11 protein-coding genes are annotated in these 15,193 nt (G+C 59.1%); 7 read left to right on the top strand and 4 right to left on the bottom strand.

Translation table 11 applies throughout. From position 1 onward, the window contains the following. The first annotated feature begins 92 nt into the window (after window positions 1-92). Together ACZ9H3_RS15525 and ACZ9H3_RS15520 are read left to right on the top strand one after the other, a co-directional pair. Window positions 93-1,628, top strand: a complete 1,536-nt coding sequence (locus tag ACZ9H3_RS15525) for an NADH-quinone oxidoreductase subunit L (protein ID WP_476221400.1) — start codon at window positions 93-95, stop codon at window positions 1,626-1,628. Continuing rightward, the gene (locus ACZ9H3_RS15520) at window positions 1,625-4,072 is read left to right on the top strand and encodes a YbcC family protein (RefSeq protein WP_476221398.1); all 2,448 of its coding nucleotides are present in this window, start codon (window positions 1,625-1,627) and stop codon (window positions 4,070-4,072) included. Before ACZ9H3_RS15525 ends, ACZ9H3_RS15520 begins: the two co-directional genes overlap by 4 nt. A 272-nt stretch (window positions 4,073-4,344) precedes the next feature. On the opposite strand, the gene gyrB is transcribed toward ACZ9H3_RS15520, so the two are convergent. The 4 genes from gyrB to dnaA are packed head-to-tail and all read right to left on the bottom strand — an operon-like array spanning window position 4,345 to window position 10,540. Continuing rightward, window positions 4,345-6,762 carry a DNA topoisomerase (ATP-hydrolyzing) subunit B gene (gene gyrB / locus ACZ9H3_RS15515; RefSeq protein WP_065759559.1) on the bottom strand — a complete coding sequence of 806 codons (2,418 nt, stop codon included), beginning with the start codon at window positions 6,760-6,762 and terminating at the stop codon, window positions 4,345-4,347. A 4-nt stretch (window positions 6,763-6,766) separates the two neighbouring features. Then, window positions 6,767-7,870, bottom strand: coding sequence for a DNA replication/repair protein RecF (recF, locus tag ACZ9H3_RS15510; protein ID WP_065759560.1), 1,104 nt, complete (start codon window positions 7,868-7,870; stop codon window positions 6,767-6,769). A 20-nt stretch (window positions 7,871-7,890) separates the two neighbouring features. Then, on the bottom strand, window positions 7,891-8,994 hold the full coding sequence (gene dnaN / locus ACZ9H3_RS15505) for a DNA polymerase III subunit beta (RefSeq protein ID WP_065759561.1): 1,104 nt from the start codon (window positions 8,992-8,994) through the stop codon (window positions 7,891-7,893). A gap of 40 nt (window positions 8,995-9,034) precedes the next feature. Further along, window positions 9,035-10,540, bottom strand: coding sequence for a chromosomal replication initiator protein DnaA (gene dnaA / locus ACZ9H3_RS15500; RefSeq protein ID WP_065759562.1), 1,506 nt, complete (start codon window positions 10,538-10,540; stop codon window positions 9,035-9,037). 582 nt (window positions 10,541-11,122) lie between these two features. Here dnaA and rpmH point away from each other — a divergent pair. From rpmH to mnmE, 5 genes are all read left to right on the top strand, one after another. Next, on the top strand, window positions 11,123-11,257 hold the full coding sequence (gene rpmH / locus ACZ9H3_RS15495; RefSeq protein WP_002551315.1) for a 50S ribosomal protein L34: 135 nt from the start codon (window positions 11,123-11,125) through the stop codon (window positions 11,255-11,257). Window positions 11,258-11,270: 13 nt separating this feature from the next. After that, complete coding sequence (gene rnpA, locus ACZ9H3_RS15490; RefSeq protein WP_065759563.1) at window positions 11,271-11,672, top strand: ribonuclease P protein component; 402 nt, start codon at window positions 11,271-11,273, stop codon at window positions 11,670-11,672. After that, window positions 11,665-11,910, top strand: coding sequence for a membrane protein insertion efficiency factor YidD (gene yidD / locus ACZ9H3_RS15485; RefSeq protein WP_099776493.1), 246 nt, complete (start codon window positions 11,665-11,667; stop codon window positions 11,908-11,910). Before rnpA ends, yidD begins: the two co-directional genes overlap by 8 nt. 2 nt (window positions 11,911-11,912) lie before the next feature. Continuing rightward, window positions 11,913-13,586: a membrane protein insertase YidC gene (gene yidC / locus ACZ9H3_RS15480; protein WP_065759564.1), complete on the top strand. Its 1,674-nt coding sequence runs from the start codon at window positions 11,913-11,915 to the stop codon at window positions 13,584-13,586. An 83-nt stretch (window positions 13,587-13,669) separates the two neighbouring features. Next, the gene (mnmE, locus tag ACZ9H3_RS15475) at window positions 13,670-15,040 is read left to right on the top strand and encodes a tRNA uridine-5-carboxymethylaminomethyl(34) synthesis GTPase MnmE (protein WP_065759565.1); all 1,371 of its coding nucleotides are present in this window, start codon (window positions 13,670-13,672) and stop codon (window positions 15,038-15,040) included. Window positions 15,041-15,193: the final 153 nt, after the last annotated feature.

Genomic DNA, 15,193 nt, shown 5'->3' with positions numbered 1-15,193 from the left:
AAAAAGGGAACGATAGATTCTGATCTATCTATTTTTCATAGATCAAGTGCTACCGGAGACTATCGCCATCGACTCGCCATGGAGAAGCTCCCATGCCAACCATTCTTTACCACCTCGCTTCGCTTTTGCCTTGGGTCTATGCCCTGGCGCTGTTACCGACGACGTGCAGCCGTACCCCGACGCGCTTCTGGTTGCCCGCCCGCATAGCAGGTCACGTGGGGCTGATCCTGGTGCTGGGCGCTTGGCTGCAAGCCGCCATAGATGGACGCGACAACGACCGCCTGGGGCTGGCGATGGCCGGGCTGGTGAGTCTGCTAGCGCTGGTCATCATCGAATACTCCCGGCGCTACCTAGAGGGAGAACCGGGCCAGCGGCGCTATGTCCTGGCACTGCTGGGCACTCTGAGTTCGGTAGCCACGGTGGTGACCGCCGATGATCTGTTGCTACTGGTTGGCGCCTGGATCATCTCTAGCCTGTGCCTGCACCAGTTGCTCACGTTCTACCGCGACCGCCCAATGGCTCTGGTGGTGGCGCACAAGAAGTTCCTGGCCAGCCGCCTAGCCGATGCCTGCATGCTTCTGGCCACCCTGCTGTTGGTGCACGCTGCTGGCGGCAGCAGCATGGAGGCGATTCTCGAACACGTCACGATGCGGCTGCAGGCTTCCGGTGCCCTTGGCTGGGACCTGCAACTAGCAGCCGTGCTGCTGGCCTTGGCAGTGATTCTCAAGTCCGCGCAACTGCCGGTGCATGGATGGCTGATCCAAGTGATGGAAGCGCCCACCCCAGTCTCGGCGCTGCTGCATGCAGGGCTGGTCAACCTTGGCGGCTTCCTGTTGCTGCGCTTTGCGCCGCTGATTTCCGCCGCAGTACCCGCTCAGACCTTGCTGGTAGCAATCGGCGGCTTCACGGCAGTGCTCGCCGTCCTCGTGATGATGACACGCATCAGTATCAAGGTCCGCCTGGCCTGGTCCACCTGCGCGCAGATGGGTTTCATGCTGCTGGAGTGCGGTCTGGGGCTCTATGAGCTGGCCCTGGTGCACCTGCTGGCACACTCGCTCTACAAGGCGCACGCCTTCCTGGCTGCGGGCGAGACGGTTACACAGGCGCGGCACCATGCACTACAGCCGCCAGCCCCCGCGATCAGCCTGGGCGGGCTCTTGCTGGCCCTGCTACTGGCGGCTCTAGGATTACTGCTGGTACAGGGGGCCTGGCAGTGGTTGCTTCCTGGTCACGTATTGCCCCAGGTGGCCCTGGTGATCCTCGCCATCGGTCTGGCGCCATGGGCCCTACTACGCCAGGGCGCCAAGCTTTACGGGCTAGCCATTTTCAGCCTGCTACTGGGGGCATACCTGCTCTGGCACCAAGCCGCGGCCTGGATCCTCGGTGCGAGCCCGGCGCATGCGGTTCATCCACCGTACCTGACCCTGCTGGCGCTGCTGCTTTTCGCTGCACTCTACATGCTGCAGTCCTGGATCCTTGCTCGCCCGCAGGGTGCACTGGCCCGGCGGTTGTATCCCCTGGCTTTTGCCGGTTTCTACTTGGATGAGCACTTCACTCGCCTGACCTTCCGCCTGTGGCCGGTACGCAAGCCCCAGCCCACCCCATCCTTCGCCGGAGACTGCCCATGACCGCACTCGAACCCCTTGCCACCTTTCAGCGGGATGCCCTGATCGCGGTAGCCCGGCAAGCATGCGCGCGCATTGCGCCGACCTGGCCGCTGGATCGCATGATCGCGGTCAGCCCGCTCTGGGAACGCCGCGGGCAGCCCTGGCACGAAGTCGCCGAACAGCTCTGGAGGCGTGCTGGCAGCCGCCTGACGCTGGGACCTGACGACTATCGGCAGGCCTGGCGAGACGGGCGTATCGCCGATCGCCACCTGCGCCAGGCCCTCGCCGAGACCGTGCAGGACTTCACCCCGACGCAGCTAGTGCAGGCCCTGGACGGCCCGCCAGCGACTGCCCGGAGCCTGCCACTGCTGGAGGACATGGCCGAACCTGGCCTGCCGCTGCCGGGCTGGCCGGTGCTGATCACACAGCAGATCGGTCAGTGCTGTGCCGCTTGGTTCGATCGGGAGCAAGCCGACTGGCGGCCGGGCGAGGCGGGCGGGCTCTACCGGGCTTGGCGTGCGACCCTCCTGGAGGACCGGGGCCTGAGTGTACTCAGCGCCTGCCCACGTCTCAGCGAGCGCATCGCAGAGCTACCGGATGCGCCGCAGGTAGCGCTGGAGGCGGCCGTGCAGCACCTGGGCCTGCTTGCCGATGAATGGGAGGAATGGTTCGACTGCCTGCTGTTACGCAGCATCGGTTGGGCCTCCTGGTGCGCCTATCGGGGCTGGCAGGCGCGACTGCAGGGCAATGACGACGACACGCTGCTGGATCTGCTGGCCATTCGTGCAGCCTGGGAATGGTTGGTGGACGACCGTCAGCGAGAGCCGCAAAGCCGCTGGCACAGCTGGCGAGCGGCCTGGCAGGAGGGGCGTCTACAGTCGCCCGGAACAGCTTGGCAGGCATTGCAACTGTGGCAGCGGGCCGATGAGTTGGCTTGGCAGGAACAATTGCAGCGGCGCCTGTGCCATCCCCTGGCGTCTGCACCGGTACAGGCACCGCTGGCCAAGCTGTTCTTCTGCATCGACGTGCGTTCCGAGCCGCTGCGCCGTGCGCTGGAAGCAGTCTGCCCAGAGCTGGAAACCGGAGGTTTCGCCGGATTCTTTGGCCTGCCCATCGCCTACACCCCACTGGGGACCGCTGCCACGCGACCGCAACTGCCCGGCCTGCTCGCACCACAACTGCAGGTCGGCGATAGCACCGGTGATGAGCGACAGGACGATCTGCTGGCGCAGCTGCGTAAGGCTCGCCTTGCACGAAGTGGGCGCTGGCGCCTGTTTGAACGCCTGCCAGCTTCGACCTTCACCCTGGTGGAAAGCGTCGGATTGGGCTATGCCGGCGCGCTGCTTGGCCGCACTTGGGGGCTGCTCCGGGACCGTGGCGAGGCGCACCGGGCTGCCTTGCGTGGAGCGGAGTGGCAACAACTCAGGCCGGTACTGCCGGCACTGACACCGACCCAGAAAGCAGAGCTGGCCGCTCGTATCCTTCGCGCCATGGGTCTTGGCGCAACGGTTCCGCCGATACTGGTACTACTCGGGCACGGCAGCCAGAGCGCCAACAACCCTCAGGCGGCGGGGCTCGACTGCGGCGCTTGTTGCGGCCAGAGCGGCGAGGTCAACGCCCGTCTACTCGCCGACCTGTTGAACGATGGAGAGGTGCGCATGGCGCTGCGCGAGCAGGGATTGGACTTGCCTTATCACTGCCATGTGCTCGCCGGACTGCACAACACCAGCACCGACGAAGTGCAGGTGTTCGCCACCGAGAGCCTATCGCCCGCGCTGCAGCCTGCCTGGCAGCGGGTGCGCCAGGCGCTGGACGAAGCAAGTTTCCGGGTGCGCAGCGAACGGGCCTCGCAACTGGGGCTGGCGGCCCTGGCGGATCGTCCGCAGAAGCTGCTTGCTACGCTTCGCCGCCGCGCCCGCGACTGGGCGCAAACCCGCCCGGAATGGGGGCTGGCGGGCAACGCGGCATTCATAGCCGCACCGCGCGCGCGCACCCGTGGCGTGGATCTGCAAGGGCGCGCCTTCTTGCACGACTACGACTGGCGCCAGGATGGCGAGGGCCAAGTGCTGGAACTGATCATGACCGCGCCGATGGTGGTGGCGCACTGGATCAACCTGCAGTACTTCACCTCGACCACCGACAACCTGCGCTTCGGCAGCGGCAACAAGGTGCTGCATAACGTGGTGGGCGGGCATATCGGCGTGTTCGAGGGCAACGGCGGCGATTTGCGCATCGGCCTGTCACGCCAGTCGCTGCATGACGGTGAGCACTGGGTGCACCGGCCGCTGCGCCTGAGCGTCGTGATCGAGGCGCCGCGGAGCATGATCGACAGCGTGATCGACAAGCATGAGGTGGTGCGCAACCTAGTCGATCACGGCTGGCTGAACCTGCTGCGCCTGGATAGCAGTCCGGCGCGACTGGAGCAGCGCGTAACCGGAGGCTGGCGGGAGCTGGAGCAGGCCTGAACGGCGCTGTGCAGCACCCAAGCGAGGAGCCCGGCTTGCGCACCCGCCATTCGCGCAGCCGGACCTCAACCTCAGGTAGGCGTGAGTTAGCGGTTAGGCTTCCCGCAACAGAAATGTGAGCTTCGCTAAAACGGAGCACGGGGAGGGGGAATTTTCCTCGCCACAGACTTCAGGCGTAAAAAGAAAAGCCCGCTTACGCGGGCCGTTCTCTTGGCCTACCAACCTTGAAGGGCTGGTTCTGGCCGGTCACTTATTTGTGAGCCTACAGCTAATCAGAAGTCCAGGTTGGACACTGCCAGTGCGTTGCTCTCGATGAACTCACGACGCGGCTCGACCGCATCGCCCATCAAGGTGTTGAAGATCTGATCGGCAGCGATCGCGTCTTCAATGGTCACCCTGAGCATGCGACGCACGCTTGGGTCCATGGTGGTTTCCCACAGTTGGTCCGGGTTCATCTCGCCCAGCCCTTTGTAGCGCTGGATGGTGTGGCGCTTGGTGCTTTCAGTCATCAGCCAGTCAAGGGCTTCCTTGAACTCGGTGACGGCCTTTTTGCGCTCGCCACGTTGAACATAGGCGCCGTCGTCCAGCAGAGTGACCAACTGCGAACCCAGAGCGGTAACGGTCCGGTAGTCGTTACTGCCAAAGAAGTCACGGTTGAAGGTCACGTAGCTAGCCAAGCCGTGAGAGGTGATTTCCACTTCTGGCAGCCAGACATTACGCTCGCGGTCTTCACGCAGGCTGGCCTTGTAGACCAGGCCGGACTTCTCGCTGGTGCGCAGGCGCTCGTCGAACTTGGCCAGCCAGGCTTGCATCCCGGCATGGTCAGACAGTTGTTCAAGCGATACCGCCGGCAGGTAGATGAAGTGCTCGGTCAGCTCCTGTGGGTACAGGCGCGACAGACGCTTGAGGGTCTTCATCACGGTGCGGAACTCGTTGACCAGACGCTCCAGCGCCTCACCGGAAATCCCCGGGGCCGAGTCGTTCAGGTGCAGGCTTGCGTCTTCAAGGGCCGACTGGGTCATGTACTCTTCCATGGCCTCGTCGTCCTTGATGTACTGCTCCTGCTTGCCTTTCTTCACCTTGTACAGCGGTGGCTGGGCAATGTAGATATAGCCGCGCTCAACCAGTTCCGGCAACTGACGGAAGAAGAAGGTCAGCAGCAGGGTACGAATGTGCGAACCGTCAACGTCAGCATCGGTCATGATGATGATGTTGTGATAACGCAGTTTTTCGATGTTGTACTCGTCGCGCCCGATACCACAACCCAACGCGGTGATCAGCGTGCCGACTTCCTGGGAAGAGATCATCTTGTCGAAACGTGCTTTCTCGACGTTGAGGATCTTACCTTTGAGCGGCAGGATTGCCTGGGTCTTGCGGTTACGGCCTTGCTTGGCCGAACCACCTGCGGAGTCACCCTCCACCAGGTACAGTTCGGAAAGGGCAGGGTCCTTCTCCTGGCAGTCAGCCAGTTTGCCCGGCAGGCCGGCGATATCCAGCGCACCTTTGCGGCGGGTCATTTCCCGAGCCTTGCGCGCTGCTTCACGAGCACGCGCCGCGTCGATCATCTTGCCAACAACGGCCTTGGCTTCGTTCGGGTTCTCCAGCAGGAAGTCGGAGAAGTACTTGCCCATCTCCTGTTCCACTGCCGTCTTCACTTCAGAAGAAACCAGTTTGTCTTTGGTCTGGGAACTGAACTTCGGATCTGGAACCTTGACCGAGATGATCGCGGTCAGACCTTCACGGGCGTCGTCGCCAGTGGTCGAGACCTTGTTCTTCTTGGCCAGACCTTCCTGCTCGATGTAGTTGTTCAGGTTACGGGTCAGCGCCGAGCGGAAACCAACCAGGTGAGTACCGCCATCACGCTGTGGAATGTTGTTGGTAAAGCACAACAGGTTCTCGTTGAAGCTGTCGTTCCACTGCAGGGCAATCTCGACACCCACACCGTCTTCACGCTGGACATTGAAGTGGAACACCTGGTTGACCGGCGTCTTGTTGGTGTTCAGGTACTCAACGAATGCGCGCAGACCACCTTCGTACTTGAAGTGTTCGTCCTTACCGGAGCGCTCATCCTTCAGCAGGATGCCGACGCCCGAGTTGAGGAACGACAGTTCGCGAATACGCTTGGCCAGGATGTCCCAGCTGAAGTGGATATTCTTGAAGGTCTCAGCCGATGGCTTGAAGTGGATCTGGGTACCAGTCGTTTCACTTTCACCAACGATTTTCATCGGTGCCTGTGGAACACCGTGAACGTAGATCTGTTCCCAGATCTTGCCGCTGCGGCGAACGGTCAATACCAGTTGCTCAGAAAGGGCGTTTACTACAGAAACACCCACACCGTGCAGACCACCGGAGACTTTATAGGAGTTGTCGTCGAATTTACCGCCAGCGTGCAGAACGGTCATGATGACCTCTGCTGCGGAGACGCCTTCTTCTTTATGCACATCGACCGGGATACCACGGCCGTTGTCGCGGACGGTGATGGACTCGTCCGGGTGAATGATTACGGTGATGTCGTCACAGTGGCCAGCGAGGGCTTCGTCGATCGAGTTATCGACCACCTCGAACACCATGTGGTGCAGGCCGCTACCATCATCGGTGTCGCCAATGTACATACCGGGACGCTTGCGCACGGCATCCAGCCCTTTCAGCACTTTAATGCTGGAGGAGTCGTACGTTTGATTTTCGCTCATGCCTTCACTCCCGATGGTCGTGGGTCTGGGTGATACGGCCCTGTTCCACGTGGAACAAGGCAACTGGCGTTTCCGTCTGCCAGCCTTCCCTCAATAATTCGTGATCTACACAGGTGATAAATACCTGGCAGCGTAATTCTTCCAACAAACGACAAAGCGCGTGGCGGTGCTGCTCATCCAACTCGGACGGCAAGTCATCCACCAGATAAATACACTGACCTCGCCGAGCCTGGCTGACCAGATGGCCTTGGGCGATACGTAATGCGCACACCACTAGCTTTTGCTGGCCCCGGGAGAGAATCTCCGCGGCGTTATGCCCGCCTAGCCTCAAGCGCAGATCCGCACGTTGCGGCCCGGCCTGGGTGTGGCCCATTTGCTGATCCCGCTGCAGGGAGCTGGCGAGAACTTCACTAAGCTCCCGATCCTTGTCCCAACCGCGGTAATAGCTGAGGGTCAATCCTTCAAGCTCGACCAACTCACTCAAGGTTTGCTCGAAAACCGGCTTCAAGGCTTTGATGTAAGTACGGCGGTATTCATCCAATTCCGCACTGGCCAGGCACAATTCCCGGTCCCATGCCGCTTGCGAAACTGGATCAAGTGTACCATGCCGCAACCATGAGTTCCGCTGCCGCAGGGCCTTCTGCAGTCGCTGCCAGGTTCCCATGAAGCGAGGTTCCACGTGGAACACCCCCCAATCGAGAAACTGCCGGCGGATTTTCGGAGCGCCCTCAAGGAGGCGAAAGCTGTCCGGATTGATCAATTGCAACGGCAGAATTTCAGCCAATTGAGCCGTGCTACGGGCATTCTGCCCGTCGATACGAATAGTGAACTCCCCTTGGCGATCCCGGGAAATACCCAGGTTGCTTGAACCACCCTCGGCCAATTCAACCTGACCGAACACGGTACAGGCCAACTGTTCATACTGAATAACCGGGTTCAAACGTGTGCTGCGGAAGGAGCGGGCAAGACCCAACAAATGGATCGCTTCAAGAACGCTGGTTTTTCCGCTGCCGTTGGCGCCATGCAGAATGTTGATGCGGGGGGAGGGGGAGAATGTCACCGGGTGCAGGTTACGCACCGCGGTGACAGAAACGCGACTGAGGGACATCTAGACTATGCGAGACAAGGTTACAGACGCATCGGCATGACGACGTATGCGGAATCGTCATTGCCTGCTTCCTGCAGCAGGGCACTGCTGTTGGAGTCAGACAGAATCAGACGAACCTGCTCGGTGGTCATGACACCCAGTACGTCCAACAGGTAGCTGACGTTGAAACCGATTTCCAATGAGCTGCCGTTGTAGTCGACGCTGATTTCCTCTTCCGCTTCTTCCTGCTCCGGGTTGTTCGCCTGAATCTTCAGCTGGGCATTGGCCAGTTGCAGACGAATACCACGGTACTTTTCGTTGGACAGAATTGCGGTACGGCTGAATGCCTCACGCAGTGCCTGACGGTCGCCCACTACCAGCTTGTCACCGCCCTTGGGCAGCACGCGCTCGTAGTCCGGGAACTTGCCATCGACCAGCTTCGAGGTGAACGTGAACTCGCCAGTGGTTGCACGGATATGGTGTTGGCCAAGCACAATGCTGACAGTGCCTTCAGGCTCGGTCAGCAGACGCGCCAGCTCAAGAATGCCCTTACGTGGCACGATCACCTGATGACGATCCGCTTGATCGATGTTTGCGCTCATCGAGCACATTGCCAGGCGATGGCCATCGGTAGCAACGGCTCGCAGTGTGCCTGTGGATACTTCCAGCAGCATACCGTTGAGGTAGTAACGAACATCCTGTTGCGCCATGGCAAAGCTGGTGCGCTCGATCAATCGGCGCAGCTTGCTTTGCTCCAGGGTGCAGGTCAGCGAACCCGGGCCTTCCTCGACTGTCGGGAAATCGTTGGCAGGCAGGGTCGACAGGGTGAAGCGGCTGCGACCCGCCTTGACCAGCAGCTTTTGCTCATCGACCTTGATGTCGATCAGCGCATCGCTCGGCAGGCTTTTGCAGATGTCCATCAGCTTGCGCGCAGGTACCGTGATCTCGCCTGGTTCGGCAGGCTCTTCCAATTGCACACGGCCAACCAGTTCCACTTCCAGGTCGGTACCGGTAAGCGACAGTTGTTGGCCTTGGACAACCAGCAGCACGTTGGACAATACCGGCAAGGTCTGACGGCGCTCGACGACGCCTGCGACCAGTTGCAGGGGTTTCAACAGGGCTTCGCGTTGAATGGTGAAATGCATGGTCTAGTCCCTTGCCTTTAATAAGCTGCGCTGACAGTCATCACGTTGTCAGCGTCCGCAGCAGGTTCTTGTAGTCCTCGCGGATATCCGCGTCGGATTCCTTGAGTTCGTTAATCTTGCGGCACGCGTGCAACACTGTGGTGTGGTCACGACCGCCAAATACGTCGCCAATTTCAGGCAAGCTGTGGTTGGTCAGTTCCTTGGACAACGCCATCGCTACTTGTCGTGGTCGCGCGACCGAGCGGGAACGCCGCTTGGACAACAGATCGGAGATCTTGATCTTGTAGTACTCGGCAACGGTGCGCTGGATGTTATCCACACTCACCAGTTTGTCCTGCAGCGCCAGAAGATCCTTGAGCGACTCCCGAATCAGTTCAATGGTGATGTCACGGCCCATGAAGTGCGAGTGGGCAATGACCCGCTTGAGCGCACCTTCAAGTTCACGGACGTTGGAACGAATCCGCTGAGCGATAAAGAACGCCGCATCGTGCGGGAGATCGACCTTGGCCTGATCGGCCTTCTTCATCAGGATCGCCACCCGCGTCTCCAGCTCCGGTGGCTCGACGGCAACCGTCAATCCCCAACCGAAACGAGACTTCAGGCGTTCTTCCAGGCCTTCGATTTCCTTCGGGTAACGGTCACTGGTGAGAATGACCTGCTGACCGCCCTCAAGCAAGGCGTTGAAGGTGTGGAAAAACTCTTCCTGCGAACGCTCTTTACGGGCAAAGAACTGAATGTCATCGATCAGCAGCGCATCGACCGAACGGTAGAAACGCTTGAATTCGTTGATGGCATTGAGCTGCAGTGCCTTCACCATATCCGCAACAAAACGCTCGGAATGCAGGTAGACAACCTTGGCATTCGGATTTTTCTTGAGCAGGTGGTTACCCACAGCATGCATCAAGTGCGTTTTACCCAGGCCAACGCCCCCATAAAGGAAGAGGGGGTTATAGCCATGTTTCGGGTTGTCGGCCACTTGCCAGGCAGCCGCACGGGCCAACTGGTTGGATTTACCTTCGACAAAGTTCTCGAAGGTAAAGGTACGGTTCAGGTAGCTGGTGTGTTTCAACGCACCTTCAACCTGCACGGTTCGTTGTTCGGCCCGGCCGCCAGAAGCAGGGGGGGCGTTGTTTTCCCCCATGGCATCGAAGCTATCGCGTGAAGGCGCATCCTCGATTTGAGCCACAACTGGCGCAGCGATCGGTTCAACGACCGGCGGGGCGACTTGAGCGGCTTGCGCCTGGGAAGCGGCAACAGCGGCCGCCAGCGGCGCATTGGGCGCAGCGCGAGGCGCAGAGCTGCGTCTGCTGCCTATTAATAAGGAAAGCGCTGGCGCAATGCCGTTGCCCTGTTCGCCTAGCAGTTCGAGCAGACGCCCAAGGTACTTCTCATTGACCCAATCGAGAACGAAACGGTTGGGCGCATACACGCGCAACTCGTCGCCTTCGGCTTCGACCTGTAGCGGACGGATCCAGGTGTTGAATTGCTGGGCAGGCAGTTCATCGCGCAGAAGCTCTACGCACTGCTGCCAAAGTTCCACTGACACGGATATCCCCTGAGTTTGAAAGCCGGTGAGGCAAAAACAAGCAGCCATTGTACCCGACCGGCCGCGCAGTTATCCACATGCCGATGCGATGAGCGTGGTGATAGATCAGCGACTTAGTGAACAAAATGATGCCGGAGGGGTGTGAATAAGCCCTGTGGATAACCGCGCCTGAGGTCTTTGCACAAGTCCGGGTCGAAATCTGTTGATAACTCGCATGTTGATAACTCGCTTTTTTATCCACAGATTTTCCGAGCGTTCGGCACAGCCAGAGCACCGCTTCCCGACAAGGTTTAAATTCTCTGTACGCCATGAAAATAAAGGCCTGTAGAACCTTATCCACAGAATTCTTCTACATAAGCTTTATAAGATTTACAGAAAAGCTTTAAATAATTCCTCTCTCTTTTTTTATGTTTAGGTCTGAACGCTGTACCTCGACACGTTCACACCCAACCCCCACCCACGTGACCACCTATAAGGAAAAGCTGGTTGGAAATTGACCTATGGCCTTGCTTTCTCTAGAATCGCCGATCTCTTAAAACGGGGGCCATTCCGGCCCGTAGTCGACGAACCAGGTAACACGCCATGAAACGTACTTTCCAACCAAGCACCATCAAGCGCGCTCGCACTCACGGTTTCCGTGCCCGTATGGCCACCAAGAACGGTCGTGCCGTTCTGTCGCGTCGTCGTGCCAAAGGCCGTAAGCGTCTGGCCGTTTGATCATTCGGCACAGGTGGTGAGTCAGGACTTCAGTCGGGAAAAGCGTCTGCTGACCCCCCGACATTTCAAAGCGGTCTTCGACTCCCCAACCGGCAAGGTTCCAGGCAAGAATCTTTTGCTCCTTGCCCGCGAGAACGGTCTGGATCATCCCCGCTTGGGGCTTGTGATCGGGAAAAAGAGCGTCAAGCTCTCCGTTCAGCGAAATCGACTCAAGCGATTGATGCGCGACTCATTCCGCCTTCACCAAGATCTATTGGCAGGTTGGGATATCGTTATCGTTGCGCGCAAAGGCCTGGGCGAGATCGAAAACCCAGAATTGCACCAACATTTTGGCAAGCTCTGGAAGCGTCTTGCGCGTAATCGGCCCGCTCCAGCGCCAACCGAATCCGTAGGGGTAGACAGTCCAGATGCGTAAACTGGCACTCGTTCCGATCCAGTTTTACCGTTACGCCATTAGTCCTCTGATGGCCAATCACTGTCGTTTCTACCCCTCCTGCTCCTGCTACGCACTCGAAGCCATTGAGTCTCATGGTCTTCTGCGTGGCAGTTGGCTGACCGTTCGTCGACTGGGGCGTTGCCATCCGTGGAACCCTGGTGGATACGACCCGGTTCCGCCCGCTTCTTCTTCCCGTACTTCTTCGATAGCCGAGTAATCATGGATATTAAACGCACGATCCTGATCGTCGCCCTGGCAATCGTGTCTTATGTCATGGTTCTTAAGTGGAACCAGGACTACGGACAGGCAGCCTTGCCGACCCAGAACGCCGCCACCGCGCCGGCGTTGCCGGACACCGCGCGGGCCGCAAGCAATTCCGCCAGTGCCGATGTTCCGAGCGCCAACCCCGAGTCGAATTCGACCGAACTGGCCCCGGTTGCCATCAGCAAAGACCTGATTCGGGTCAAGACCGATGTTCTTGATCTGGCTATCGATCCCAATGGCGGTGATATCGCGCAGCTGATGCTGCCGAAATACCCGCGCCGTCAGGACCATCCCGATATTCCGTTCCAGCTGTTCGACAACGGCGGCGAGCGTGTTTACCTGGCACAGAGCGGTCTGACCGGTACCAACGGCCCGGATGCTCGTCCATCTGGTCGCCCGCTGTACGCTACCGAACAGAAAAGTTATCAACTGGCCGACGGTCAGGATCAACTGGTCGTCGACCTGAAGTTCAGCGACAACGGCGTCAACTACATCAAGCGCTTTACACTCAAGCGCGGTGAGTACGACCTGACGGTCAGCTACCTGATCGACAACCAGAGCGGTCAGGCCTGGAGCGGCAACCTGTTTGCCCAGCTCAAGCGCGATGCCAGCTCGGATCCGTCCTCGAGCACTGCCACCGGTACTGCCACTTACCTGGGTGCTGCCCTGTGGACAAGTGCAGAGCCGTACAAAAAAGTGTCGATGAAAGACATCGACAAGGGCAATCTGAAAGAAAATGTGTCTGGTGGTTGGGTAGCCTGGCTGCAGCACTACTTCGTGACGGCCTGGATTCCGAACAAGTCTGACAACAACATCGTTCAGACGCGCAAGGACAGCCAAGGCAACTACATCATCGGTTTCACTGGCCCGACACTGGAAGTCGCTGCAGGTGGTAAAGCCGAAACCAGCACCATGCTGTATGCCGGTCCGAAAATTCAGTCCAAGCTCAAGGAGTTGTCCCCAGGCCTGGAACTGACCGTCGACTACGGCATTCTCTGGTTCATTGCCCAGCCAATTTTCTGGCTGCTGCAACATATCCACAGCCTCCTGGGTAACTGGGGCTGGTCGATCATTGTCCTGACCATGCTGATCAAGGCACTGTTCTTCCCGCTGTCGGCTGCCAGCTATCGTTCTATGGCGCGCATGCGTGCCGTGGCACCCAAGCTTGCTTCGCTGAAAGAACAATTTGGCGATGACCGGCAGAAAATGTCGCAGGCCATGATGGAGCTGTACAAGAAAGAGAAGATCAACCCGCTGGGCGGCTGCCTGCCGATCCTGGTGCAGATGCCAGTCTTCCTTTCGCTGTACTGGGTGTTGCTGGAAAGCGTGGAAATGCGCCAGGCACCTTGGATGTTCTGGATTACCGACCTGTCGATCAAGGATCCGTTCTTCATCCTGCCGATCATCATGGGCGCGACCATGTTCATTCAGCAGCGCCTGAACCCAACCCCGCCGGATCCGATGCAGGCCAAGGTGATGAAGCTGATGCCAATCATCTTCACCTTCTTCTTCCTGTGGTTCCCTGCAGGTCTGGTGCTGTACTGGGTTGTGAACAACGTGTTGTCCATCACTCAGCAGTGGTACATCACCCGTAGCATCGAAGCGGCTAGCAAGAAAGCTGCTGCATAACGGGTTAGCCAGCTAACCTGTGGATAAACGCCCCCTCGTGGGGCGTTTTGCTATCTGTCGTTTTTGTCGTGAGGCCGTCGATCATGAATACTCCGCGTGAAACCATCGCTGCCATCGCCACCGCCCAAGGGCGCGGAGGGGTAGGGATTGTGCGTATCTCCGGCCCCTTGGCGAGCCAAGCCGGGTTGTTGATCGCTGGCCGGACACTAACCCCGCGCTACGCGCATTACGGGCCGTTTCGCGGTGACGATGGCCAGGTCATCGACGAAGGGCTGGCGCTGTACTTCCCTGGACCGAATTCGTTTACCGGTGAAGACGTACTCGAACTCCAGGGGCACGGTGGCCCGGTGGTGCTGGACATGCTTTTGCAGCGTTGCCTGCAGTTGGGCTGCCGGCTTGCTCGCCCTGGTGAATTCAGCGAGCGTGCTTTTCTCAACGACAAGCTTGACCTGGCGCAGGCCGAAGCAATTGCCGATCTAATCGAGGCCAGTTCTGCACAAGCGGCACGCAACGCCTTGCGTTCGTTGCAGGGTGAGTTTTCCCGACGTGTGGATAAACTCACCGAGAGGTTGATCAACCTGCGCATCTACGTGGAAGCAGCCATCGACTTCCCTGAAGAGGAAATCGACTTCCTTGCCGATGGCCATGTCTTGAGCATGCTTGATCAGGTACGTGCTGAATTATCCACAGTACTGCGCGAAGCCGGGCAGGGGGCCTTGCTGCGCGATGGCATGAACGTGGTTATTGCCGGGCGCCCCAACGCGGGCAAATCCAGCCTGTTGAACGTGCTCGCCGGTCGCGAGGCAGCCATCGTCACTGATATTGCCGGTACTACCCGGGACATTCTTCGTGAACATATCCACATCGATGGCATGCCGCTGCATGTCATCGATACCGCCGGTTTGCGTGACACCGACGACCATGTGGAAAAGATTGGTGTAGAACGCGCACTGAAAGCCATTGGCGAGGCCGACCGGGTATTGCTGGTGGTGGATAGCACCGCACCTGAAGCCAGCGATCCATTTGCGCTCTGGCCAGAGTTCCTTGATCTGCGCCCGGATCCAGCCAAGGTCACCCTGATTCGCAACAAGGCGGACCTCAGTGGTGAGCCGATCACCATGACGCACAGCGATGATGGCCATGTCACCATTACCTTGAGTGCCAAGGATACGGACATGGGGCTTGATCTACTGCGCGAACACCTCAAGGCCTGCATGGGTTATGAACAGACCGCCGAGAGCAGCTTCAGCGCTCGCAGGCGCCATCTGGAAGCGCTCCGCCAGGCCAGCGACAACCTTGAACACGGTCGTGCACAGTTGACCCTGGCTGGCGCTGGTGAGCTTTTGGCTGAAGACCTGCGTCAGGCACAACAAGCACTTGGTGAAATCACCGGTGCATTCAGCTCTGACGACTTGTTGGGCCGAATCTTCTCCAGTTTCTGCATCGGCAAGTAAGCACCTTATCCACAGTCGGCTCAGTTTCGAGCCGACTGCTGCGCGTCATCTCCCGCCTTTCTCTCCCGACACGAATGCCTTCACAGGTCACGCCTGAGGATTTTTCCTGCCCGTGTGCTGGCTACCTGTGAATTAAGCCCTGTGGAAAACTCA

The sequence above is a fragment of the Pseudomonas sp. TE3910 genome, assembly GCF_056279025.1.
The sequence above is the reverse complement of the archived record's forward strand: the minus strand, read 5'-3'. Positions and strand labels throughout refer to the sequence as shown.

Bases quoted from the DNA above. Each gene is read 5' to 3' on its own strand.
- ACZ9H3_RS15525 (WP_476221400.1), top strand. From the start codon at position 93: ATGCCAACCATTCTTTACCACCTCGCTTCGCTTTTGCCTTGGGTCTAT.
- ACZ9H3_RS15520 (WP_476221398.1), top strand. From the start codon at position 1,625: ATGACCGCACTCGAACCCCTTGCCACCTTTCAGCGGGATGCCCTGATC.
- gyrB (WP_065759559.1), bottom strand. From the start codon at position 6,762: ATGAGCGAAAATCAAACGTACGACTCCTCCAGCATTAAAGTGCTGAAA.
- recF (WP_065759560.1), bottom strand. From the start codon at position 7,870: ATGTCCCTCAGTCGCGTTTCTGTCACCGCGGTGCGTAACCTGCACCCG.
- dnaN (WP_065759561.1), bottom strand. From the start codon at position 8,994: ATGCATTTCACCATTCAACGCGAAGCCCTGTTGAAACCCCTGCAACTG.
- rpmH (WP_002551315.1), top strand. From the start codon at position 11,123: ATGAAACGTACTTTCCAACCAAGCACCATCAAGCGCGCTCGCACTCAC.
- yidD (WP_099776493.1), top strand. From the start codon at position 11,665: ATGCGTAAACTGGCACTCGTTCCGATCCAGTTTTACCGTTACGCCATT.
- yidC (WP_065759564.1), top strand. From the start codon at position 11,913: ATGGATATTAAACGCACGATCCTGATCGTCGCCCTGGCAATCGTGTCT.
- mnmE (WP_065759565.1), top strand. From the start codon at position 13,670: ATGAATACTCCGCGTGAAACCATCGCTGCCATCGCCACCGCCCAAGGG.